Below are 22,530 nucleotides of genomic sequence, written 5' to 3' on the forward strand. Positions count from 1 at the left end.
GCTTCACAATGGGGGATGTGACGCGCGACACTCTCAGGCGCGTGTTTGCCACCCGCTATTGCGGAAGTGAGGGCAATTCATGTCACTCGAAGACGATCTGACAGAGGTCAAGCGCCGCCTGGAGGAGCTGGCCCGGTCGGTCATCAATCTGGAACGGAATCTCACGCAGCAGCGGGAGGAGAAACCGGTCCCCATGTCGGTCGGCCGGCCGGAAGGCCTGGTGACCATTCCGGATACGCCGTACGACAGCTCCCTGTGGACGGACTCGGACGACGAGGGCCTCGGCGCGCGGGACCGCCGCGCCCCCTGACGGGAGTGGCACCGTGGGCGGTCCCGGGCAGCGCGGCACCGGACAGTGCGGTTCCGGGCAGCGGGGTTCCGGACAGCGCGGGGAGGTCCCGCCGAAGGGCCACCGCGCCCGGCGCCGTGGCGTGCCGGGACCCGGGGCGTACCGGGGCGCCTGTGCGCCCCGCGGCCGCCGTGCCGCGCCGGTCCGCCCCCGATCCGCGCCGGTCCGCCCCCGGTCCGTGCCGGTCCACCGCCGTTCCGTGCCGCGCCGCTCCCGGCACGTGCCGCCGAACCGGGGCCCGTAGCGCGCCGTACCGGGCCGCACCAGCCACGCAGGCCGTACGGCCCGTACCGCGCCGGGACACGCCATGTGCGCCGCGCGGACGGGACCGTACCCCGCTGAACCGGGGCTTACCCGGAGCCGTCGGCCGGCCCCGCCCGCCCGGCGCCTCCCGCGCCCCGCCCGGCACCCCACGGGTTCGCCCCGCCCGCCCCGCCCGGTCGCCACCGCCCGGGGCACCGCCCCTGCCGCACGGCCCGCGCGCCGAGGCACGCCGATACCGGCCCCGCACGCGCGCGCGTGCGCGAGACGCACGGGCACCGCGACCAGCCAGCCACCACCGCCGGCCCATGACCGGCACCCGCCCTCACCGACCGGCACGCGCCATGACCGGCACGCGCCCTAGGAGACCCCGTTGGCCACAGGCACCGAACAACCACCCGACACCGACACCGCCGCCCGCACCGGGCTCGGTGGTGTGCACAGCCCGACCCGCGCCACCATCGCGGCGCCCCACCTCCGGACCGACCGCTGGTGGCTGGCGCCCGCCGCCACCGCCGCCGGACTGCTCGCGTTCGTCGTCTACTCCACCTGGCGCGCCTTCGCGAACACCGACTACTACGCCGCGCCCTACGTCTCGCCGTTCTACTCGCCCTGTCTCGCCGAGAACTGCGTGCCCATGAAGGACGGCCCCAACTGGGAGATCTTCGGCAGTTGGTGGGGCCTGTCCCCCGCCCTGCTGATCCTGATCTTCCCGCTCGGCTTCCGGCTGACCTGCTACTACTACCGCAAGGCCTACTACCGGGGCTTCTGGGCCTCGCCCCCGGCCTGCGCGGTCGCCGAGCCGCACAAGAAGTACACCGGCGAGACCCGCTTCCCGCTGATCTTCCAGAACATCCACCGGTACTTCTTCTACGCCGCGCTGCCGGTCGCCGGGATCCTGACCTACGACACCGTGCTGGCCTTCCGCGACGCCTCGTACGAGTGGGGCCACATGGGCCTCGGGACGCTGGTGTTCCTCGTCAACATCGTGCTGATCTGGGCGTACACGCTCTCGTGCCACTCCTGCCGGCACATCGTCGGCGGCCGGCTGAAGCACTTTTCGAAGCACCCCGTCCGCTACCGGCTGTGGGGCTGGGTCGGCAAGCTGAACGCCCGTCACATGCTGCTGGCCTGGACGTCGCTGATCAGCGTGGCGCTCGCCGACTTCTACGTGTACCTGCTCGCCACGGGCGCCTTCGAGGATCCGAGGTTCTTCTGATGACACAAGCGGAACGGCAGCAGTGGGACGTCGTCGTGGTCGGCGCCGGCGGGGCGGGGCTGCGGGCGGCCATCGAGGCGCGCGAGCAGGGCGCCCGTACGGCCGTGATCTGCAAGTCGCTGTTCGGCAAGGCCCACACGGTGATGGCCGAGGGCGGCATCGCCGCCTCGATGGGCAACGTCAACGCCGGTGACAACTGGCAGGTCCACTTCCGCGACACCATGCGCGGCGGGAAGTTCCTCAACCAGTGGCGGATGGCGGAGCTGCACGCGCGCGAGGCGCCGGACCGGGTGTGGGAGCTGGAGACGTGGGGCGCCCTCTTCGACCGCACGAAGGACGGCCGCATCTCGCAGCGCAACTTCGGCGGTCACGAGTACCCGCGCCTGGCCCACGTCGGCGACCGGACCGGTCTGGAGCTGATCCGGACGCTCCAGCAGAAGATCGTCGCCCTCCAGCAGGAGGACTTCCGGGAGTTCGGCGACTACGAGGCCCGGCTGAAGGTCTTCCAGGAGTGCACGGTCACCCGGATCCTCAAGGACGGGGAGCGGGTGTGCGGGACGTTCTGCTACGAGCGCGAGTCCGGCCGCTTCTTCGTGCTGGAGGCACCGGCGGTGGTCCTGGCGACCGGCGGGATCGGCAAGTCCTTCAAGGTGACGTCCAACTCGTGGGAGTACACGGGTGACGGCCACGCGCTGGCCCTGCTGGCGGGCGCGCCGCTGGTGAACATGGAGTTCGTGCAGTTCCATCCGACCGGGATGGTCTGGCCGCCGTCGGTGAAGGGCATCCTGGTCACGGAGTCGGTGCGCGGCGACGGAGGGGTGCTGCGCAACTCAGAGGGCAAGCGGTTCATGTTCGACTACATCCCCGACGTCTTCAAGGAGAAGTACGCGGAGTCGGAGGAGGAGGGCGACCGCTGGTACGAGGACCCGGACAACAACCGGCGCCCGCCCGAGCTGCTGCCGCGTGACGAGGTCGCCCGCGCGATCAACTCGGAGGTGAAGGCGGGTCGCGGCTCGCCGCACGGCGGCGTCTTCCTGGACGTGTCCACGCGGATGCCGGCCGAGACGATCCGGCGCCGGCTGCCGTCGATGTACCACCAGTTCAAGGAGCTGGCGGACGTCGACATCACGGCCGAGGCGATGGAGGTCGGCCCGACCTGCCACTACGTGATGGGCGGGGTCGCCGTCGAGTCGGAGACGGCCGCGGCGGTCGGCGTACCGGGGCTGTTCGCGGCCGGTGAGGTCGCGGGCGGCATGCACGGCTCCAACCGGCTGGGCGGGAACTCCCTGTCCGACCTGCTGGTCTTCGGCCGCCGGGCCGGGCTGTACGCGGCTCAGTACGCGAGCGGCCTGGAAGCCCGCCCGGTGCTGGTCGACGCCCAGGTGCACGCGGCGGCGGCGGAGGCGCTGCGGCCGTTCAGCGGCGACAGTCCCACCGGGGAGGGCGAGCGGCCGGAGAACCCGTACACCCTGCACCAGGAGCTCCAGCAGACGATGAACGACCTGGTCGGCATCATCCGCCGCGAGGAGGAGATGCAGCGGGCGCTGCGGAGGCTGGCCGAGCTGCGGCTGCGGGCCCAGGGCGCGGGTGTCGAGGGGCACCGGCAGTTCAACCCCGGCTGGCACCTGGCGCTGGACCTGCGGAACATGCTGCTGGTCAGCGAGTGCGTGGCGCGCGCGGCCCTGGAGCGCACGGAGAGCCGCGGCGGGCACACCCGGGAGGACTGCCCGGCCATGGAGCGCGAGTGGCGCCGGGTGAACCTGCTGTGCCGCCTCGCCGACCCGGATTCCGAGGAGGGGCAGATCACCCTCGAACGCACGACGACCGAACCCATCCGTTCCGACCTGCTCGCCCTGTTCGACAAGGAGGAGCTGGTCAAGTACCTCGCCGAAGAGGAGCTCTACGAGTGACCAGCTACGACGCGAGCTTCCGGGTGTGGCGGGGGGACCTGGACGGCGGGAGCCTGAAGGACTTCACCGTCGAGGTGAACGAGGGCGAGGTCGTCCTCGACATCATCCACCGGCTCCAGGCCACCCAGGCGCCGGACCTGGCGGTCCGCTGGAACTGCAAGGCGGGCAAGTGCGGTTCGTGCAGCGCCGAGATCAACGGCCGGCCGCGGCTGATGTGCATGACGCGGATGTCGGTGTTCTCCCGCGACGAGACCATCACCGTGACGCCGCTGCGGGCCTTCCCGGTCGTCCGCGACCTGGTGACGGACGTGTCCTTCAACTACGAGAAGGCCCGGGAGGTGCCCTCCTTCGTCCCGCCGCCGGGCGTGGCGCCCGGTGAGTACCGGATGCAGCAGATCGACGTGGAGCGCCCGCAGGAGTTCCGCAAGTGCATCGAGTGCTTCCTGTGCCAGGACACCTGCCATGTGGTCCGGGACCACGAGGAGAACAAGACCGCGTTCGCCGGGCCGCGTTTCCTGATGCGGGTCGCCGAACTGGACATGCATCCCCTGGACGCGGCGGCCGAGTCGGGTCTCGACCGCAAGCGCACGGCGCAGGAGGAGCACGGACTCGGCTACTGCAACATCACCAAGTGCTGCACGGAGGTCTGCCCCGAACAGATCAAGATCACCGACAATGCGCTGATCCCGCTGAAGGAGCGGGCCGTGGACCGCAAGTACGACCCGCTGGTCTGGCTCGGCAACAAGATCACCCGCCGTAAGCCCTAGGCGGCGGCTCTCAGGGGTCGGGCGGCGGGGGCGGGCCGGCCTAGTGCCAGCCTGCCTTGTACGCCGCCCAGTCCTCCTCCTTCGCCGCGAAGTCGACGTACAGCGCGACCCCGAACCGCTCCCGGTCGCGGTCCGTGCGCCCCAGGCCCAGCCTGGTGCCACGGACCGCCGCCGCGACGGTCTCCGCCGAGTCGTGGTGGCCCAGGTCGTCCTCGTGGAAGAACGGCAGGCCCATCAGCAGGTCGGTGTCCTCGGGCGTGACCTCCAGCGCGAGCGAGGTCTGCTGGGCGACGTAACCGCCGTACATGCCCTCCAGCGGCATCCAGGTGTCGTACGACATCACGGCTATCTGGTCGACCCGGCGGGCCACCTGGCCGAAGAACTCCTGCGACCACCACTTCTCGCTGCCGCTCAGCGCGCCGTTGACGGCGTGGGCCGCCGGGAGCGGGTCTATCTGGTGCGCGGCGACCGACAGCGGTACCTTGCGGGCCCGCGTCACCTCGCCCAGGTCGTCGAGGAGCGAGAGGTAGTGACGGTCGCCGGACAGCAGCGGCTCCAGGTCGAAGTGGACGCCGTCGAAGCCCGCGTCCAGGATCTGGCGCGTCGAGCGCACGACGGCGGCCCGGGACTCGGCCCGCTCCAGGCGCAGCCCGTCGGGCCCCTCGGTGGCCAGGATGTCACCGAGCCAGGCCTGCACCCGTATGCCGGGCATCGTGCGGTGCACGGAGTCGATCAGCCACCGCGCCCTGGGATACCGCGCGGCGGGCAGCGTCCCGTCGTGCTCCAGCGGCCCCGCGTGGACGTACAGGTCCCGGATGCCGGTCCCCTTTATCCGGGCGGCGAAGGCGGCGAGGTCGGCGTCCTTCTTCCGCCCGTCCACCCAGGCGTGCCCGAGCCAGATGGCGTCCTTGCCCCGGGTCTTCGTCCCCTCGTGCACCTCGCCCGCGTAATTCATCCGCAGCGCCGCCCAGGCGGCGAGCGGGGGCAGCACGATCAGCAGCACCAGCGCCAGCGCGACGCGCCTGGGCCACTTCAGTCTCGGGCTCGCGAGCTTGGCTCGCAGCGCTCGCACGTTCATCCCACGCCCCCCGTCAGCCATACCGAACGATCTCCACACTAGTGGTCACCACTGACAGTGACGATTGACGCCGGGTCGCGCACGCCCAAACACCGGCATAGCCTCACGAATGTGACGCGGAGAGCCACCCGGGGCTTCCTCGCTGCCCTGCTCGGTGCACTGGTGGCGGCGTGGTGGCTGGTCCTGCCCGCCGTCCCGGGCGCCCACGCCGACGATCCGGTCGACCTGTCCCGGCAGGGCCAGATCACCGACAAGGTCGCCGCCCTGGAGGGCCGGGAGCGCGAGGTCAGCCGGGCGCTCGACGAGCTCTACGACGATCGGCGCGTGCAGCTCTTCGTGGTGTACGTGCGCGACTTCTCGGGGCGTCCACCACAGGACTGGGCCGACGCCACCGCGGCCAGGAACGGACTCGGCGCCGACGACGTGCTGCTGGCGGCCGCGACGCACGGCCGGCAGTACGCCTACTCCGCCGATCCCGCCTCCGGTCTCACCCAGGCCGGACTCGACGAGGTCGCGCGGACCGCCATCGAGCCTGCGCTGCGGCAGAACGACTGGGCGGGGGCCGCGATCGGTGCCGCCCGTGGCTACGAGGCGGTACTCGCCGGGCGGCCGGTACCCGCTCCCGACGTCACGCCCGGCCCGGCGGACCCGGGCGGCGACGGGAGTTCGGGCACCGACCTGGTCCTCCCGGTGGTGCTGCTCGTCGGGGCCGGCGCGGTCGCGGCGTACACGTACACCAAGCGGCGCCGACGGACCGCGACGCGCACCACACCGCACGGCGGGCGGGGTCCCTGGGGCCCCGGTGGCCCTTCCCCGGCCGAGCCCTCCGTGGACGAGCTGGACGCCCGCGCCAAGCAGGTGCTCGTCGACACGGACGACGCCGTGCGGACGAGCGAGGAGGAACTGGGGTTCGCGACCGCGCAGTTCGGGGACGAGGCGGCGAAGCCCTTCACCGAGGCGGTGGCGTACGCGAAGGGCGAGCTGACCGAGGCCTTCCGGCTTCGTCAGCGGCTCGACGACGCCCACCCGGAGGACGAGGCGTCCCGCCGCCGGATGCTGGAGGAGATCCTCGCGCGCTGCGGCGAGGCCGACCGGCGGCTGGACGCGGAGGCGGAGGCGTTCGACCGGCTGCGTGCCCTGGAGCGGACGGCGCCGGAGGCCCTCGCCGCGGCGGAGTCCGCGTTCCGTGAGGTGAGCGGCGGGGCGGACCTGGCGGAGGCGACGCTCATGGCGATGCGGGAGCGGTACGCGGAGTCGGCGGCCGCGCCGGTGGCGGGCGGTGCCGACCAGGCCAGGGACCGGCTCGTGTTCGCCTCGGCCAACCTGGAGCGGGCGCGGGAGGCGGTGGAGGGCGACGACAACGCCACGGCGGCGGTGCACGTGCGGGCCGCCGAGGGCGCCCTCGACCAGGCGGCGCGGCTCGTCGCCGCGGTGGACCGGCGCGCGAGGGAACTGGCGGAGGCCGCGGGCAGGCTGCCGACCGCCCTGGCCGACACGGAGGCGGATCTCGCCGACGCCGGCGGGCTGTTGGAGGGCGTTGCGGCCGGAGCCCCGACGGCCGACCTGCGGGGCAGGGCCGCGCGTGCGGAGTCGGTCGTCGCGGACGTGCGGGGCGCGGTGGAGAGCGGGCGGTACGACCCGATCGACGCGCTGCGGCGGGTCGAGGAGGCGGACACCGCGCTGGACGAGGCCCTGGCGGGCGCGCGGGAGCACGAACAGGGCACGCGGCGGGCACGCGCGCTCCTCGACCAGGCGTTGCTCACGGCCGGCTCCACCGTCGAGGCGGCGGCGGACTACATCGCGACGCACCGGGGGGCGGTGGGCGCGCAGGCCCGTACCCGGCTGGCGGAGGCGCACCGCCGGCTGGAGCGGGCACGGAAGGCGGCGGGGGCGGACGGCACGCGGGGTGACGCGGGTGACGTGCGGGGCGCGCTGGCCGAGGCGCGGCAGGCGGACGTGCTGGCCCGGCAGGCGCAGAGCCTCGCCGAGCAGGACGTGGGCGGGTACGGGTACGGGGGCGGGAACGTGTCCGGGCCGGGTGGGAGCGGTGGGCTGGGCGGTGCGGTGCTCGGCGGCATCCTCCTCGGCGGGCTGTTCGGTGGCGGCGGAGGCGGGGGCGGGGGGTACGGCGGGGGTTTCGGTGGCGGTTTCGGCGGGGGTTTCGGCGGGGGTTCGAGGGGAGGCGGCGGGCCCGGCCGCTTCGGCGGCGGGGGCACCCGCGGCCGGCTGGGCGGTGGTGGCCGGTTCTGAACCGGTTCCTCTCTCACAACGAACGTGCCGGACGTATCTGACGTACAAGGAGACGTGCCATGACCAAGCAGACCATCCTCGGCCGGGTCGCCCAGCTCGCGAAGGCCAATGTCAACGCCCTGCTGGACCAGGCCGAGGACCCGCAGTTGATGCTGGACCAGCTCATCCGCGACTACTCCTCGAACATCACCGAGGCCGAGCAGGCGGTGGCCGGCACCATCGGCAATCTGCGCCTGCTGGAGCAGGACCACCAGGAGGACGTGGACGCGGCCCGGGAGTGGGGCGAGAAGGCGAGGGCGGCCAGCAGGAAGGCGGACGAGCTGCGCGCCTCGGACCGGCCGGCCCTGGCGGACAAGTTCGACAACCTGGCGAAGGTGGCGCTGGGCCGGCAGCTCCAGTCGGAGAAGGAGGCCAGGACCGCCGAGCCGACCATCGCCGCCCAGCGGGAGGTGGTGGACAAGCTCAAGTCGGGCCTGGAGGAGATGAAGGCGAAGCTGGACCAGTTGCGGGCCAAGCGCGACGAGCTGGTCGCCCGTGCCGCGTCGGCCAGGGCACAGAACCGCATGCTGGACGCGGTCAGGAGCATCGACCTGATGGACCCGACGAGCGAGCTGAGCCGCTTCGAGGACAAGGTACGGCGCGAGGAGGCGAAGGCCCTGGGCAAGCAGGAGCTGGCCGCGTCCTCGCTGGACGCCCAGTTCGAGCAACTGGAGGGCCTCGGCGACCGCGCGGAGATCGAGGCCCGGCTGGCGGCCCTCAAGGCGGCCGCCTGATCCCCGGCCGTGACCACCGGCCGCCTGGTCCCCGGCCCCTGATCCCCGGCCGTGATCGCCGCCCGCCTGATCCCCGGCCGCCTGACGGGCCACCCCGGCGTCAGAACATGCTCAGCAGTTGGTCGACGGTCGGTTCGGTCATCGCCTCGCCGTCCGGGAGGGGCAGTTCGAACCAGACCGTCTTGCCCCGTGGCGTGCGGCGGGAGCCCCAGCCCGCACTGAGCAGGCCGACGAGCTGGAGGCCGCGGCCGCCCTCGTCGGTGTCGCGGGCCCGGCGCCGCCGGGGCTGGACCAGGCCCGCGTCCCACACCTCGCAGACGAGGGAGCGGTCGCGCAGCAGCCGGAGCCGTATCTCGCCCTCGCCGTACCGCAGCGCGTTGGTGACGAGTTCGCTCACGAGCAGTTCGACCGTGTCGACGAGCGGTTCGAGGTCCCAGGCCGTGAGCTGGGCGCGGGCCAGCTCCCGCGCCCGGCCCACCGAGCGGGGTTCGCGGGGCAGCCGCCAGTCGCCGACGGCTTCGGCGGGCAGCCCCTGGATACGGGCCATCAGCAGGGCGATGTCGTCCTCGCCGTGCCGGGTGTCGAGGGTGTTCAGGACGTGGTCGCAGACGTCCTCCAGCGGCCTGCCCGGGTCGGTCAGCGCGCTGCGGAAGGCCTGCATGCCCTCGTCCAGGGGGTGGTCGCGGGACTCGACGAGCCCGTCGGTGTAGAGGGCGAGCAGCGCGCCCTCGGGGAGTTCGACCTCCACCTCCTCGAAGGGTTCGCCACCGACGCCGAGGGGCATCCCGGGCGGTACGTCCAGCAGGAGCGCCGCCTCGCCCGGTTCGACGAGCACGGGCGGCAGGTGGCCGGCGTTGGCGAACGTACAGCGCCGGGTGACCGAGTCGTACACGGCGTAGACGCAGGTCGCGAGGTAGACCTCGGACAGCTCCGGGCCGTGCGCCTTGGTGGTGACCCGCGAGGCCTGCCCGCCGCCCGTGGGGGTGCCGAGGCCGCGGGCGATCTCGTCGAGGTGGGAGAGGACCTCGGCCGGTTCGAGGTCGAGCTGGGCCAGGGTGCGTACGGCGGTGCGCAGTTCCCCCATGGCGACGGCGGCCCGCAGCCCGCGTCCCATGACGTCGCCGACGACGAGGGCGGTGCGGTGGCCGGGCAGTTGGATGACGTCGAACCAGTCGCCGCCCACCTCGGTGGCGGTGTTGCCGGGCAGGTAGCGGCAGGCGATGTCCAGGCCGGCGGCCTCGGGGTCGCCGGGGGGCAGGAGGCTGCGCTGGAGGATCAGGGCCCGCTCGTGCTCGCGGCGGTAGAGGCGGGCGTTGTCGATGCAGACGGCCGCGCGGGCGGCCAGCTCGACGGCGAGCGCCCGGTCCCGTTCGCCGAAGGGCTCGCTGCCCTTGGTGCGGGAGAACTGCGCGAGTCCGACGACGGTGTCGTGCGCGACCATCGGCACGACGAGGGTGGACTGTACGAGGCTGCCGTCGACACCGGGCATTTCGTGCAGCCGGCCGGTGCGCAGGGCGCCGGCGCAAGGTGAGTTGAACGGGTAGCGGTGGACGGCTCCGACGTCGATGGATGCGGTCTCGCAGCACCCGGGCGCGGAGCCGGGGTTCACGAGGGGGGTGTCGGAGACGGCGCTGGCGAAGGCGACCCGGCGCAGTTCGGCGCTGGCGCCGTCGGCCCGTCCCGGTGGTGCCTCGTCGCCGCTGAGCAGCCCTTGGTAGAGGTCGACCGAGGCGAGGTCGCAGAAGCCGGGTACGGCGACGTCGAGGAGTTCGCGGGCGGTGGTCTCCAGGTCGAGGGAGTTGCCGATGCGGGCGCCGGCCTCGTTGAGGAGGGCCAGGTTGCGGCGGGCGCTGGCGGCCTCGCGGGCGGCGATCTGGCGGCGGGTGACGTCGGTGCCGAGCCCGGCGACGCCGACGGGGCGGCCCGAGCCGCTGTGCACCCGGTAGAGGTTGATGGACCAGTGGCGGCGCTCGGCGCTGCCCGGCACCGCGCCGGTGATCTGGAGGTCGGTGACGGATTCGCCGGTCTCCAGCACGCGCCGCAGGGCGGCGGTCATCCGCTCGGCCTCGGCGCGGGAGAGGTAGTCGTGGACGGTGCGGCCGCGGTGGTCGTCGGCGGAGCCGCCGAAGACGGTCGCGAAGCGCTGGTTGGCGCGCTTGACCGTCAGGTCCGTACCGAACAACAGGAAGCCGAAGGGCGATTGGCCGAAAATGGCCTGCGAGGCGGCAAGATCCGTCTCGATCCGCCGCAGAGCGCGGACGTCGACGACGATGCACAGCGCCGCCTTCTCGCCATGTTCGGTCTCACTCGGCATCACATAGACCTCGGCGATGCCGCGCGCCCGCCGCTCCCCCGGCATCCGGAAGGGGACCAGGCCCGTCCACTCCTTGCCGTCGAGGATCTCGGACACCTTGCGGTGGCCGCGCGGCCGCAGCTCCGCCGGCATGAACGCCTCGACCGGGTCCTTCCCCCTGACCTCCTCGGCGGTGATGCCGAACAGGTCGGTGGCGCGCAGGCTCCACTGGTCGACCAGCCCGTCGGGGCCGATCGAGAAGGAGGCGACTCTGATGTAGTCATAGATCGAGCCAGGCGGACTGCTCTGCCACATGACGCTGTTCGCCGTCTCAGGTATCTCGCTCACGCGACCGTCCCCTCCAGCTCACCGCACCGGACCGGCCATCCCCGCAGTATTCAGCACTACGGCCCCCGGCGGCACGACGTTCACGATCACAGGGTGGTCTCGTTCGTTTTGAGCCGAGCCCGAAGGTGATCGTTGTCCCTTCACTCTTCTAACCAGGCAGGGCCAGCTCGAACCACACCGTCTTGCCCGACCTGCCCTTTCGAGTCCCCCAGCGGCGGGCGGAGCAAGCGACCAGTTGCAGCCCCCGCCCGCCTTCGTCGTCCGGTCCCGCGACCCGTTCCAGGGGCGGATCCGGAAGCGGATCGGAGACTTCGACGAGCAGCGCCGGGTGCGCCGGAAAGGCCTCCTCGTCGGGGTTGAGCCGGATCAGCCGGACGCCGATGGGACCGGAGGCGTACCGCAGGGAATTGGTCACCAGCTCGCTCACCAGCAACACCGTCACATCGCCGATCGCCGGGTCGAGCCGCCATGCGCGCAGCGTGTCGCGGACCGCGTGGCGGGCGGCGCGTACGGCGTCGAGCTCAGCCGGAAAGGTCCACTCGGCGCAGTCGCCCTCGGTGTCGATCACGCCGACCACTTCCCAGACCCGGCAGCAGACCCACGTCCAATTTCGGTGGGTTAATCAGCACATACCCGATATTTGGGGCGGGCTATCGCCGTGGTGGGCGCATCGTGGCACGAACGGCGTACACCGCGACCGCGCGCTCCTCCGATCACGGCCGGACGCCGGGACGGGGGCGGGGGCGGGGGCGTGCATGTACGGGAGGGCCGTGCGGCCGGTGCAGGGCGACGGCGACGGGATGGGGGCGCGCCGGTGGGACCACCCGGACCCGGCGTCAGGCGGAGCCGGTGGCCGTTCCGGTGGGCAGGCGGCGCGCCACCTCGGCCACGGCGGGACGGTCCTGATCCAGCCAGTCGACAGTGTCCAGTTCGTGGCGGAACAGCCAGCGCAGCTCGTCGTGATCCTCCAACGGGCGCGGCTCACCGGACACCAGCCGGGCGGTCCACACCTGGAGTACGTAACCGGGCGCCAGCGGCCATTCGCCGGGGACCCGTTCACCCGGCTCCGTCTCCACGCCCAGCTCTTCGCGCAGCTCGCGCACGAGCGCCTGCTGCGCGGTCTCGCCCGGCTCCAGCTTGCCGCCGGGCAGCTCCCAGCGGCCGGCGAGCTCCGGAGGGGCGCTACGGCGTGCGGCCAGCAGCCGCCCCGCGTCGAGGACGGCCCCGGCCACCACCACACGATCTGTCATGCGCCGGAGCGTAACGCGTGGCGGTCCGGCGCCCTCGTCCACGGTCAGCTCGCGGGCTGACCCACGTGCTCCACCCAGTAGAGCTGCTTGTGCCCGCGCGTATCGAGACTGTCGGCGATCTTCTGCGCCTCGTCCCTGGTCGCGTACCTGCCCACCCGGTAGTGGTTGCCGTTGTCGTCCTGCCGGATCACCAGCCAGGGAAGGACCGCGCCGCTCTCACTCATCACGTCTCACCCTCCGCCGGCCTGCACGCTTCTAAGCATCCCCACGAAACCGCACTCCGCATATGCCTGAGCTTACGCCTGACCTTTACGGAGCGGATACGTGTTTTTACAAAGAGGTACGCATCCGGCCAGCAAACCGGTGCGGAAAGGGGGCGCACCCGGCCGGGTGCGCCCCCTTGCGCGGGACCGCGTGGATCTGATTGCCCGTCAACGACTGGCCGTCGACGATGAGCCGTCAACAAATGACCGTCAACCGGCTCCGGGTCACCGGACCGGCAGGTGGTAGGCGATGCGGTAGCGGTCGGCCGGCACGACCACGTCGGCCGTCTCGACCGCCCGCCCCGACGCGTAGTACGTCCGCTCCACCACCATCACCACATGACCGGGCACGCCCCCGAGCGTCAGCAGCTCCTCCGCCAGCCCCGGCCGGGCGCCGACCTCCTCCACCATGTTGTCCACGACGATGTCGATCGCGGCCATCCGCTCGACGACCCCGCAACCGCCCAGCGGCCCCTCCTCGGGCAGCATGACCGGCGTACGCCCGGTGACGGCGAGCGGCTCCCAGGAGGTGGAGAGCATCATCGGCTCCCCCGCGTCCCGGAAGACGTACCGCGTGCGCATCACCCGCTCGCCGGGCTCGATGCCTAGCCGCTCGGCGATCGCGGCGCTCGCCGGCTCCTGCTCGCTGCTGGACTCCCAGGTGCCGCGCGCCCCCTCGGCCGCCTGCTCCTGCCGGAAGGGATTGGCGCCGGCCGTCAGCCCGTAGCCGGACCGGGCGATCCGGCGGGGCACGGGCCGCTCCCTGACGTACGTCCCGGACCCCGACCGGCCCTCGACGAGCCCCTCGGCCATCAGCACCTTGCGGGCCTCCAGCGCGACGGTGTCGGAGACCCCGTACTCCTCCCGGATGCGGGCCTGCGAGGGGAGCCGGGTGTGGGGCGGGAGCGAGCCGTTCACGATCTTTTCCCGGAGATCGCTCGCAACGCGCAGATAGGCGGGCTGCTCACCGAAGGTCACTGGCCACTCCCATCAGGTTGACAGACAGCAACAGCCTGGCAACCGTAGGTTGCACATCGCAAGCATGGGCCAAAGTTTCACCCGATGTGATGACCGCCGTTTGAGCACCAGGTCAAGGTGGGTACGGACTCGGGACGCGCCGGTCAGGAGGTGCCGCCGCCCTCCATCGGCGGCGGCGTGACGTCCAGCTTCAGGGCGCCCCGCGCCTTCGCGCCCATGTCGGCGGGCAGGCCGTCGTACGCGGGGTCGTAGTGCTCCCAGAAGGTGTCCGGGCCCGTGGCGGCCGCCATCTTCGCCCAGTGCTTCCGGGCCGACTCCAGCTCCTTCACCAGGTCCGCCACCGGCTCGTCCGCGGCCGCCGGCCACTGGTGCGCCTTCAGCTCGGCGATGGTCCCGCTCAGGGTCGACGACACCTTCCGGGCCCACGCGACATTGGCCTCCTGGTCCTCCTCGACGTCCGCCTCGGGCTCCTCCAGGAGGGCCGCGTCGATCCGGTTGACCGGCTTCAGGTAGGCGAGCTGGTGCGCGTCGAGGGTCGTCTCGTCACTGCGCACCGAACCCGTGAGCTTGCCCTTCTCGGCGGCGAAGGCGCAGGTCACCGAGCGGTCGCCGATCGCCCAGCTCTCCTTGCTCGGCTGGTAGTAGTACATCCACGCGGTGTCCGGGACGGCCCAGGTGTCCAGCGCGTACGCCGTGTTCAGCACGTCGCAGCGCTTCTCGGCGACCGGCTCGATCGGCTTGTCGCCGGGCCACTTGTCGAACTCGGTGATCTTGAAGGTGCCGGTTATCTCACCGTCGTGCGGCTTGGCGCAGTCGACGATCGTGACGTTGGCGGCCTCCGCCTCGATGGCGCCGCCCGGGCTGTTGAAGCACTGCCCCTTGCGCAGGTCGAACGTCGAGCGCGTGCGCGACACCTCGTCCGCCGCGTCCCGCATGCCGTCGTACACGTCGCGGAACGTCCCGGTGGTCAGCCCGGCCACCACCAGCAGCGTGCTGACGAGGGACAGGATCATGCCGGTGATCGCCAGCCCCTTGCCGCGCTCGCCCCGCTTCCTGATCCGCCCGAGCGCGATCCCGCCCAGGATCATGCCGAGCGGCGGCAGCAGGCACACGATGCCGGTGACGAGGGCGGCGATGGCGAGCCCGTTGACGTTCGCCGAGGGCTGCGGCACTCCGGGCATGCCGTAGAACGGCGGGGGCGCCGGGGTGTGCGGCTGCTGGGGCGGGGGCCAGCCCTGGGGGGTGCCCTGGGGAGCCCCCTGAGGGGTTCCCTGCGGGCCGCCCTGGGGGGTGCCCTGGGAGGACGGTTCCACGGTTCTCGGTGCTCCTGTCGGGGCGGGACGAATCGAAACGCGCGCGCGGCTGGCGCATCGTACGCGGTCGGCGGCAGGAGGCGGAATGCGGGCGACGAACGGAACAACACGGTCAATTGCCAAAAAACGGAGGGGCAGCAAAACGGAGGGGCAGCCGCCATGACGGCGACCACCCCTCCCTCACCCGTGCGAGCGCCTCAGAACTGGAGGGCCCAGGAGTCGATCTTGCCGGTGTCGTAGCGCGCGTTGTCACTCACGCGCAGCTTCCACGTGCCGTTCGCGACCTCGGAGGAGGCGTTGACCGTGTACGTGGTGTTGATGTTGTCGGAACTGCCGCCCGTGCCGTAGCCCTTGAGCGTGTACGCCGTCCCGTCGGGCGCGATGAGCTGCACCTGGAGGTCACCGATGTACGTGTGAACGATGTTCACAGGAACCTGGAGAGCTGACGGGGCGTTACCCGCGACGCCGCTGACGGTGATCGGCGACTCGACGGTGGAGTTGTCGTTGATCGAGTAGTCGGCGGTGTTCTCGAAGCGCTTGCCGGGCGGCGGCGTCGTGCCGCCGTCACCCACGTACAGCAGGCGGTTCGGGGAGCCGGTGCCCGGGTTGCCCACCACGCCGCTGGTGGCGGCGGAGGTGAGGGCGGTGGCGACCTGTGACGGGGTGGCCGTGCGGTTGTTCGCCAGGTAGAGGGCCGCGGCGCCCGCGACGTGCGGGGTCGCCATCGACGTACCGGAAATGGTGCTCGTGGCCGTGTCGTTGGTGTTCCACGCGGACGTGATGGAGGAGCCGGGCGCGAACAGGTCCAGCACGCTGCCGTAGTTGGAGAAGCTGGAGCGCGCGTCCGAGCTGGTGGTCGAACCGACCGTGATGGCCTCGGTGACGCGGGCCGGGGAGTAGCCGGAGGCGTCGCGGTTGTCGTTGCCCGCCGCGATGGCGTACGTGACGCCGGAGGCTATGGAGTTGCGTACGGCGGTGTCGAGGGCGGAGTCGGCGCCACCGCCGAGGCTCATGTTGGCCACGGCCGGCTTGACGGCGTTCCGGGTCACCCAGTCGATGCCCGCGACGACCTGCGCGGTGGTGCCGGAGCCGGAGTTGTTGAGCACGCGGACGCCGACGATCTTGGCCTTCTTGGCCACACCGTAGGAGGACCCGGCGACGGTGCCGGCGACGTGCGTGCCGTGACCGTGGCCGTCCTGTGCCGTGTTGTCGTTGTCGATGGCGTCGTAGCCGTAGGAGGCCCGCCCGCCGAAGTCGCTGTGCGTGATGCGTACGCCGGTGTCGATGATGTACGCGGTGACGCCGTCACCCGCCGGCTCGGGGTAGGTGTAGCTCTGGTTGAGCGGCAGGGCGCGCTGATCGATCCGGTCCAGGCCCCAGGACGGCGGCGACGGCTGGGTGCCGTTGATGCTGAAGACGCGGTTCTGTACGACGGAGTCGACGGCCGGGTCGGCGGCGAGCTTCTTCGCCTGGGCCTCGGAGAGTTCGACGGCGTAGCCGTTGAGGGCCGAGGTGTACGTCCTCTCGATCTTCGCGCCGTAGCGGGCGGCGACCGCCTTGCCCGCCTTGGACTCGGCGTCGGCGGCCGACTCGTCGAGGGTGACGATGTAGCTGCCCGCGATGGCGCCGGGGGCTCCGGCGTTCTCGATCACGCCTTCCGGGGCGGCCGCGGCCGCGGTGGCCGGGAGGGCGGAGAGGGTGCCGAGCGCGAGGGCGGCGACGACGGTGGCGCCGGCTGCGGCCAGTCTTCGCCGCGGGGTACGCATCACTGACATGTGAGGGGTCCTCCTCATTGGTGGTGCGTTGCTGTGGGGGTTTACGACAGGTGCATGACAAACAGCACCGCCGGGTACGCGGCGTCGTGGAAATGCGCCTGTCGAGCGAAAGATTGACCGATCCATAGGAATCCCACAAGGGTCCTGACGCTCCGGTAACACGCCCGCCATACAAGTGACATGCTGGCCGTCATGACGATCACGACGGCCTACGTATGTCCCCGATGCGGTGTCCGATCATCCGTTTCGTCACTGACCTGGTGCTGCCCCGAATGCCGGGGCCCCTGGGACCTGGATTTCACGGCCGCGCCCGTCCCCCCGGCCCCGCTCGCCGCCCGGGTCGGTTCGCTGTGGCGGTACGAGGAGGCGCTGCCGCTCTCCGACCCGTACTGCTCGCTCGGCGAGGGCCGCACCCCGCTCGTCCGCCTCACGGACACGGTCTCGGCCAAGCTCGACTTCCTGATGCCCACCCTGTCGTTCAAGGACCGCGGCGCCGTCATGCTCGCCGAGCTCGCCCGCCGCCTCGCGCCGCGCCGGGTGATCGCCGACAGCAGCGGCAACGCGGGCACGGCCGTCGCCGCGTACTGCGCCCGCGCCGGCTTGAACTGCACGGTGTACGTCCCCGAGGGCACCTCCCCCAAGAAGCTGGAGCAGATCCGCGCGCACGGGGCACGGCTCACGGTCGTCCCGGGCGACCGGGAGGCCACCGCGCGGGCCGCCCGGGAGGCCGCCGACGAGCCGGGCACCTTCTACGCCTCGCACGTGTTCAACCCGTTCTTCCTGCACGGTACGAAGACGTATGTGTACGAACTGTGGGAGGACCTGGGCGGGCGGCTGCCCGACACGCTCGTCGTCCCCGTCGGCAACGGCACCCTGCTCCTGGGCGCCGCCCTCGCCACCGCCGAGCTGTACGCGCACGGCCTCATCCCGTCGCGCCCCGCCCTGGTGGCCGTGCAGGCGGAGGCGGTGGCGCCGCTGGCGGAGGCGTTCCGGGCGGGCGCCGACGACGTACCGGCCCCGGCAGCCATGGCGCCCACCCTCGCGGAGGGCATCGCCATCCCGTACCCCCCGCGCGCCCGCCAGATCCTCCGGGCGGTACGCGACTCCGGCGGCACCTTCCTCACGGTGACGGAGGACCAGATCCGGTCCGCCCAGCTCGACTTGGCCGCTCGCGGGCTGTTCGTCGAGTCGACGGGCGTCGCCTGCTGGGCGGCGATCACGGCCGCACCGCGGGAGGGCGGCGCCGTGGTGCCGCTGTGCGGCGCGGGCGCGAAGACGGGCCTGGCCACGGCCTGAGTGCCGCCGGGCGCCCATGGGTGCAGCATGGAAGAGGGGCCCGAACCGAACAGCCGGAGGAGCGGAAGCCATGGGCACGTACATGGACGTCCACCGAGGAATGAAGGGCATCACGTCCGACCAACTGCATGAGGCCCATCAGGCGGACCTCGCCATAGAGAAGGAAGAAGGGGTCCACTTCGAGCGGGCCTGGGCCGACCCCGAGTCGGGCACGGTGTACTGCCTGTCCACGGCGCCCTCGGCCGACGCCGTGCAGCGCATCCACGAACGCACGGGCCACGCCGCCGACGAGATCCACGAGGTGCCGCTCACGGTCTGACCACGGTCCGACCACGGTCGGATCACGCTCTGACGGCACGCTGTGACGGTGTGTCGCGATGGTGTGCGTCGCGGTGGCGGTGCGCGTCCTGGTGGTGCGCGTCCTGGTGGTGCGCGTCCTGGTGGCGAACGCACGAGGGGGCCGGACTCACCGGAGCCCGGCCCCCAGGATTTCAGGTACCGGTCAGACCCCGGTGAGGTGCTCGGGGCGTACCGGCGTCTTGTTGAGCTCCAGGCCCGTCGCGTTCCGGATCGCCGCGAGGACGGCCGGGGTGGACGACAGGGTCGGGGCCTCTCCTATGCCGCGCACGCCGTACGGCGCGTTCGGGTCCGCCAGCTCCAGGTAGTCGACCGGGATGGTCGGGGTGTCGAGGATGGTGGGGATCAGGTAGTCCGTGAAGGAGGGGTTCTTCACCTTCGCGGTCTTCGGGTCGACGATGATCTCCTCCATGACCGCCACGCCCAGGCCCTGGGTGGTGCCGCCCTGGATCTGGCCGACGACGGACAGCGGGTTGAGGGCCTTGCCGACGTCCTGGGCGCAGGCCAGCTCGATGACCTTGACCAGGCCCAGCTCGGTGTCCACCTCCACCACCGCGCGGTGCGCGGCGAACGAGTACTGGACGTGGCCGTTGCCCTGGCCGGTGCGCAGGTCGAAGGCCTCGGTGGGACGGTGCCGCCACTCCTCCTCGACCTCCACGGCTTCGTCCCCCAGGACATCCACGATCGTGGCGAGGACCTCGCCGCCGTCGGTGACGACCTTGCCGCCCTCCAGGACCAGCTCGGCCGTGGCCCACTCGGGGTGGTACCCACCGAACTTGCGCCGGCCGATCTCCAGCACCTTCTCGCGTACGAGTTCGCAGGAGTTCTTGATGGCGCCGCCCGTCATATACGTCTGGCGGGCCGCGGAGGTGGAACCGGCCGAGCCCACCTGGGTGTCGGCGGGGTGGATGGTGACCTGCTGCACGCCGAGCTCGGTGCGGGCGATCTGCGCGTGGATGGTGACGCCGCCCTGCCCGACCTCCGCCGCGGCCGTGTGCACCGTGGCGACAGCCTCACCGTTGATGACCTCGATGCGCACCTTGGCGGTGGAGTAGTCGTCGAAGCCCTCGGAGAAGCCCACGTTCTTGATGCCGACCGCGTAGCCGACACCCCGGACGACGCCCTCGCCGTGGGTGGTGTTGGACAGACCGCCGGGCAGCGCACGGACGTCGGCGCCCTCGGTGGTCTCCCACTGGCGCTCGGGCGGCAGGGGACGGGCCTTGACGCGGCGCAGCAGCTCGGCGACCGGGGCGGGCGAGTCGACCGGCTGGCCGGTCGGCATCAGGGTGCCCTGCTCCATGGCGTTGAGCTGGCGGAACTCCACCGGGTCCATGCCCAGTCGCGCCGCGAGCTTGTCCATCTGGGCCTCGTACGCGAAGCACGCCTGGACCGCGCCGAAGCCGCGCATGGCGCCGCAGGGCGGGTTGTTCGTGTAGAGGCCGATCGCCTCGATGTCGACGTCGTCGATGACGTACGGGCCGGCCGACAGGGACGCGGCGTTGCCGACGACCGAGGCCGTGGACGACGCGTAGGCGCCGCCGTCCAGCACGATCCGGCACTTCATGTGCGTGAGCTTGCCGTCCTTGGTGGCGCCGTGCTCGTAGTACAGCTTCGCCGGGTGCCGGTGGACGTGCCCGAAGAAGGACTCATAGCGGTTGTAGACCATCTTCACCGGCTTGCCCGTGCGCAGCGCGAGCAGAGAGGCGAGGATCTGCATCGAGATGTCCTCGCGGCCGCCGAACGCGCCGCCGACGCCGGAGAGCGTCATGCGGACTTTCTCCTCGGGCAGGCCGAGGACAGGGGCGATCTGGCGGAGGTCCGAGTGCAGCCACTGGGTCGCGACGTACAGGTCGACAGCGCCGTCCTCGGCGGGCACGGCCAGGCCGGACTCCGGGCCGAGGAAGGCCTGGTCCTGCATGCCGAAGGTGTACTCGCCCTCGACGATCACATCGGCCCGCTTGCGGGCCTCCTCCACGTCGCCGCGGACGATCGGCTGGCGGTGCACGATGTTCGGGTGCGGGACGTGACCGGCGTGGTGGTCGTCGCGGCCCGGGTGCAACAGCGGCGCGTCGGGGGCGAGCGCGGAGGCCTCGTCGGTGACGAGGGGGAGGTCCCTGTACTCGACCTTGATCTTCGCGGCCGCGCGGCGGGCGGTCTCCGGGTGGTCGGCGGCCACGAGGGCGACCGGCTCACCGTGGTGCCGGACCTTGCCGTGGGCCAGGACGGGAGTGTCCTGGAACTCCATGCCGTAGTACTTCATCGGGGCCGGCAGGTCGTCGTACGTCATCACCGCGTACACGCCGGCCTGGGCGAGGGCCTCGGAGGTGTCGATGGAGACGATCTCGGCGTGGGCGACGGTGGAGCGCAGGATCTGGCCCCACAGCATGTCCTCGTGCCACATGTCCGAGGAGTAGGCGAACTCGCCGGTGACCTTCAGGGTGCCGTCGGGGCGCAGCGTCGACTCGCCGATGCCGCCCCTGGTCCGGGAGCGCTGGGTGACGTTGGTGGGGATACCCGTGGTGGTGCCAGCCATGATCAGACCGCGCCTTCCTGAAGTCCCTGACGTTCCTGACGTTCCCGGCGCGCCGCGGCCAGGCGGACCGCGTCCAGGATCTTCTCGTAACCGGTGCAGCGGCAGAGGTTGCCGGAGAGCGCCTCACGGATGTCCGCGTCGGACGGCTCGCTGTGGCGCTCGATGAGCTCGTCGGCGGCGACCAGGAGACCCGGGGTGCAGAAGCCGCACTGGACGGCGCCGGCGTCGATGAACGCCTGCTGGATGGGGCTCAGTTCGGCGCCGTCACCGGTGTCCGAGCCGGTGCCGCGACCCCCGTGCGCGGCACGCTGCTCGGCGTATTCGGCGAGGCCCTCGACCGTGACGACCTCGCGGCCCTCGGCCTGGCCGGCGGCCACGAGGCACGAACACACCGGGACGCCGTCGAGGCGCACGGTGCAGGAGCCGCACTCGCCCTGCTCGCAGGCGTTCTTCGAACCGGGCAGGCCCAGGCGCTCACGCAGAACGTAGAGGAGGGACTCGCCCTCCCAGACGTCGTCGGCTTCCTGCGGACGTCCGTTGACCGTGAAATTCACGCGCATGGTTACGCAGCTCCTTCCGCGCCACGGCCCTTGCCGCCGCGGTACTGCTCCCAGGTCCAGCCGAGCGTGCGGCGGGCCATGATGCCCACGGCGTGGCGGCGGTAGCTCGCGGTGCCGCGAACGTCGTCGATCGGGTTGGCGGCGCCGGAGCAGAGCTCCGCGAACCGCTTGGCGATCGACGGGGTGATGATCTTGCCGTTGTCCCAGAAACCGCCCTCTTCGAGCGCGGCGTTGAGGAACTCCTCTGCGGCCTTCGCCCGGATCGGGGTCGGGGCCGCCGAGCCGATGCCGGTCCGCACGGTGCGGGTCTCCGGGTGCAGCGCGATGCCGAAGGCGCACACGGCGATCACCATGGCGTTCCGCGTGCCCACCTTGGCGTACTGCTGCGGCCCGTCGGCCTTCTTGATGTGGACGGCCTTGATGAGTTCGTCGGCGGCCAGCGCGTTGCGCTTGACGCCGGTGTAGAACTCGTCGATCGGGATGAAGCGGGAGCCGCGCACGGACTCCACCTCCACCTCGGCACCGGCCGCCAGGAGGGCGGGGTGCGCGTCGCCGGCCGGGGACGCCGCGCCCAGGTTGCCGCCGACACCGCCGCGGTTGCGGATCTGCGGCGAGGCCACGGTGTGCGAGGCGAGCGCCAGACCGGGCAGCTCGGCCCGCAGGTGCTCCATGATCCGGGTGTACGGGACGGAGGCGCCCAGCCGGACGTTCTCCTCGCCGACCTCCCACTCGCCGAGCAGCTCGATGCGGTTCAGGTCCAGCAGGTACTCGGGCCGCCGGTGGTCGAAGTTGATCTCGACCATGACATCGGTGCCACCCGCGATCGGTACTGCCGTGGGGTGCTCCGCCTTGGCGGCGAGCGCCTCCGCCCAGTCGGCGGGGCGAAGAAATTCCATGAGCGGCGCTCCTCGTTCGTGTCGGGTTCTTCGTGGGGAGTGGGAGTGCGTTCGTTTCGAG

At 71.8% G+C, this 22,530-nt stretch carries 19 protein-coding genes; 8 read left to right on the forward strand and 11 right to left on the reverse strand.

What is annotated here, in order from left to right; genetic code table 11:
- Nucleotides 1-79 precede the first annotated feature (79 nt).
- The 4 genes from AB0J57_RS10485 (at nucleotide 80) to AB0J57_RS10500 (ending at nucleotide 4,506) form a co-directional block, all read left to right on the forward strand.
- Entirely contained in the window at nucleotides 80-310 is a 231-nt protein-coding gene (locus tag AB0J57_RS10485; protein WP_366127637.1) for a hypothetical protein, read from the forward strand.
- Nucleotides 311-983: 673 nt separating this feature from the next.
- Entirely contained in the window at nucleotides 984-1,829 is an 846-nt protein-coding gene (locus tag AB0J57_RS10490; protein WP_366127638.1) for a hypothetical protein, read from the forward strand.
- Nucleotides 1,829-3,739 (forward strand): fumarate reductase/succinate dehydrogenase flavoprotein subunit, encoded by a 1,911-nt coding sequence (locus AB0J57_RS10495; RefSeq protein WP_366127639.1) that lies wholly within the window; start codon nucleotides 1,829-1,831, stop codon nucleotides 3,737-3,739. The genes AB0J57_RS10490 and AB0J57_RS10495 overlap by 1 nt, the downstream gene beginning before the upstream one ends.
- Nucleotides 3,736-4,506, forward strand: coding sequence for a succinate dehydrogenase/fumarate reductase iron-sulfur subunit (locus AB0J57_RS10500; RefSeq protein WP_366127640.1), 771 nt, complete (start codon nucleotides 3,736-3,738; stop codon nucleotides 4,504-4,506). Before AB0J57_RS10495 ends, AB0J57_RS10500 begins: the two co-directional genes overlap by 4 nt.
- Before the next feature lie 40 nt (nucleotides 4,507-4,546).
- On the opposite strand, the gene AB0J57_RS10505 is transcribed toward AB0J57_RS10500, so the two are convergent.
- Nucleotides 4,547-5,584: a hypothetical protein gene (locus AB0J57_RS10505; protein WP_366127641.1), complete on the reverse strand. Its 1,038-nt coding sequence runs from the start codon at nucleotides 5,582-5,584 to the stop codon at nucleotides 4,547-4,549.
- Between the two features lie 111 nt (nucleotides 5,585-5,695).
- On the opposite strand from AB0J57_RS10505, the gene AB0J57_RS10510 reads away from it, so the two are divergent.
- Nucleotides 5,696-7,834: a TPM domain-containing protein gene (locus tag AB0J57_RS10510; protein WP_366127642.1), complete on the forward strand. Its 2,139-nt coding sequence runs from the start codon at nucleotides 5,696-5,698 to the stop codon at nucleotides 7,832-7,834.
- 59 nt (nucleotides 7,835-7,893) lie between these two features.
- A complete protein-coding gene (locus AB0J57_RS10515; protein WP_366127643.1) occupies nucleotides 7,894-8,607 on the forward strand; it encodes a PspA/IM30 family protein in 714 nt (237 codons plus the stop codon).
- A gap of 100 nt (nucleotides 8,608-8,707) precedes the next feature.
- On the opposite strand, the gene AB0J57_RS10520 is transcribed toward AB0J57_RS10515, so the two are convergent.
- From AB0J57_RS10520 to AB0J57_RS10550, 7 genes are all read right to left on the reverse strand, one after another.
- A complete protein-coding gene (locus AB0J57_RS10520; RefSeq protein WP_366127826.1) occupies nucleotides 8,708-11,215 on the reverse strand; it encodes a SpoIIE family protein phosphatase in 2,508 nt (835 codons plus the stop codon).
- Nucleotides 11,216-11,396: 181 nt separating this feature from the next.
- Nucleotides 11,397-11,825, reverse strand: a complete 429-nt coding sequence (locus AB0J57_RS10525) for an ATP-binding protein (RefSeq protein ID WP_366127644.1) — start codon at nucleotides 11,823-11,825, stop codon at nucleotides 11,397-11,399.
- 259 nt (nucleotides 11,826-12,084) lie between these two features.
- On the reverse strand, nucleotides 12,085-12,498 hold the full coding sequence (locus tag AB0J57_RS10530) for a (deoxy)nucleoside triphosphate pyrophosphohydrolase (protein WP_366127645.1): 414 nt from the start codon (nucleotides 12,496-12,498) through the stop codon (nucleotides 12,085-12,087).
- A gap of 44 nt (nucleotides 12,499-12,542) precedes the next feature.
- On the reverse strand, nucleotides 12,543-12,722 hold the full coding sequence (locus AB0J57_RS10535; protein WP_366127646.1) for an SPOR domain-containing protein: 180 nt from the start codon (nucleotides 12,720-12,722) through the stop codon (nucleotides 12,543-12,545).
- Between the two features lie 264 nt (nucleotides 12,723-12,986).
- On the reverse strand, nucleotides 12,987-13,739 hold the full coding sequence (locus AB0J57_RS10540; protein WP_366127647.1) for a GntR family transcriptional regulator: 753 nt from the start codon (nucleotides 13,737-13,739) through the stop codon (nucleotides 12,987-12,989).
- A 143-nt stretch (nucleotides 13,740-13,882) separates the two neighbouring features.
- Nucleotides 13,883-15,052, reverse strand: a complete 1,170-nt coding sequence (locus AB0J57_RS10545) for a DUF4190 domain-containing protein (protein WP_366127648.1) — start codon at nucleotides 15,050-15,052, stop codon at nucleotides 13,883-13,885.
- 197 nt (nucleotides 15,053-15,249) lie between these two features.
- Nucleotides 15,250-16,827: a S8 family peptidase gene (locus AB0J57_RS10550; protein ID WP_366127649.1), complete on the reverse strand. Its 1,578-nt coding sequence runs from the start codon at nucleotides 16,825-16,827 to the stop codon at nucleotides 15,250-15,252.
- A 180-nt stretch (nucleotides 16,828-17,007) separates the two neighbouring features.
- Here AB0J57_RS10550 and AB0J57_RS10555 point away from each other — a divergent pair, with 180 nt between their 5' ends.
- Both AB0J57_RS10555 and AB0J57_RS10560 read left to right on the forward strand, forming a co-directional pair.
- Entirely contained in the window at nucleotides 17,008-18,123 is a 1,116-nt protein-coding gene (locus tag AB0J57_RS10555; protein ID WP_366127650.1) for a threonine synthase, read from the forward strand.
- Nucleotides 18,124-18,193: 70 nt separating this feature from the next.
- On the forward strand, nucleotides 18,194-18,442 hold the full coding sequence (locus tag AB0J57_RS10560; protein WP_366127652.1) for an SCO4226 family nickel-binding protein: 249 nt from the start codon (nucleotides 18,194-18,196) through the stop codon (nucleotides 18,440-18,442).
- Nucleotides 18,443-18,625: 183 nt separating this feature from the next.
- On the opposite strand, the gene AB0J57_RS10565 is transcribed toward AB0J57_RS10560, so the two are convergent.
- From AB0J57_RS10565 to AB0J57_RS10575, 3 genes are read right to left on the reverse strand one after another with little or no spacing between them, the layout of a single operon-like run.
- Nucleotides 18,626-21,013 (reverse strand): molybdopterin cofactor-binding domain-containing protein, encoded by a 2,388-nt coding sequence (locus AB0J57_RS10565; protein WP_366127653.1) that lies wholly within the window; start codon nucleotides 21,011-21,013, stop codon nucleotides 18,626-18,628.
- 2 nt (nucleotides 21,014-21,015) lie between these two features.
- Nucleotides 21,016-21,573, reverse strand: coding sequence for a (2Fe-2S)-binding protein (locus tag AB0J57_RS10570; protein WP_366127654.1), 558 nt, complete (start codon nucleotides 21,571-21,573; stop codon nucleotides 21,016-21,018).
- 2 nt (nucleotides 21,574-21,575) lie between these two features.
- The gene (locus AB0J57_RS10575; RefSeq protein ID WP_366127655.1) at nucleotides 21,576-22,469 is read right to left on the reverse strand and encodes a xanthine dehydrogenase family protein subunit M; all 894 of its coding nucleotides are present in this window, start codon (nucleotides 22,467-22,469) and stop codon (nucleotides 21,576-21,578) included.
- Nucleotides 22,470-22,530 lie beyond the last annotated feature (61 nt).

This window comes from Streptomyces sp. NPDC049837, assembly GCF_040674455.1.
Taxonomy (GTDB): domain Bacteria; phylum Actinomycetota; class Actinomycetes; order Streptomycetales; family Streptomycetaceae; genus Streptomyces.

What these genes read in the sequence shown, in the direction of transcription:
- AB0J57_RS10550 (WP_366127649.1), bottom strand. Translation starts at nt 16,827, where the DNA reads ATGTCAGTGATGCGTACCCCGCGGCGAAGACTGGCCGCAGCCGGCGCC.
- AB0J57_RS10560 (WP_366127652.1), top strand. Translation starts at nt 18,194, where the DNA reads ATGGGCACGTACATGGACGTCCACCGAGGAATGAAGGGCATCACGTCC.
- AB0J57_RS10515 (WP_366127643.1), top strand. Translation starts at nt 7,894, where the DNA reads ATGACCAAGCAGACCATCCTCGGCCGGGTCGCCCAGCTCGCGAAGGCC.
- AB0J57_RS10505 (WP_366127641.1), bottom strand. Translation starts at nt 5,584, where the DNA reads ATGAACGTGCGAGCGCTGCGAGCCAAGCTCGCGAGCCCGAGACTGAAG.
- AB0J57_RS10575 (WP_366127655.1), bottom strand. Translation starts at nt 22,469, where the DNA reads ATGGAATTTCTTCGCCCCGCCGACTGGGCGGAGGCGCTCGCCGCCAAG.
- AB0J57_RS10535 (WP_366127646.1), bottom strand. Translation starts at nt 12,722, where the DNA reads ATGAGTGAGAGCGGCGCGGTCCTTCCCTGGCTGGTGATCCGGCAGGAC.
- AB0J57_RS10495 (WP_366127639.1), top strand. Translation starts at nt 1,829, where the DNA reads ATGACACAAGCGGAACGGCAGCAGTGGGACGTCGTCGTGGTCGGCGCC.
- AB0J57_RS10520 (WP_366127826.1), bottom strand. Translation starts at nt 11,215, where the DNA reads ATGTGGCAGAGCAGTCCGCCTGGCTCGATCTATGACTACATCAGAGTC.
- AB0J57_RS10555 (WP_366127650.1), top strand. Translation starts at nt 17,008, where the DNA reads ATGCTGGCCGTCATGACGATCACGACGGCCTACGTATGTCCCCGATGC.
- AB0J57_RS10570 (WP_366127654.1), bottom strand. Translation starts at nt 21,573, where the DNA reads ATGCGCGTGAATTTCACGGTCAACGGACGTCCGCAGGAAGCCGACGAC.
- AB0J57_RS10485 (WP_366127637.1), top strand. Translation starts at nt 80, where the DNA reads ATGTCACTCGAAGACGATCTGACAGAGGTCAAGCGCCGCCTGGAGGAG.
- AB0J57_RS10530 (WP_366127645.1), bottom strand. Translation starts at nt 12,498, where the DNA reads ATGACAGATCGTGTGGTGGTGGCCGGGGCCGTCCTCGACGCGGGGCGG.
- AB0J57_RS10565 (WP_366127653.1), bottom strand. Translation starts at nt 21,013, where the DNA reads ATGGCTGGCACCACCACGGGTATCCCCACCAACGTCACCCAGCGCTCC.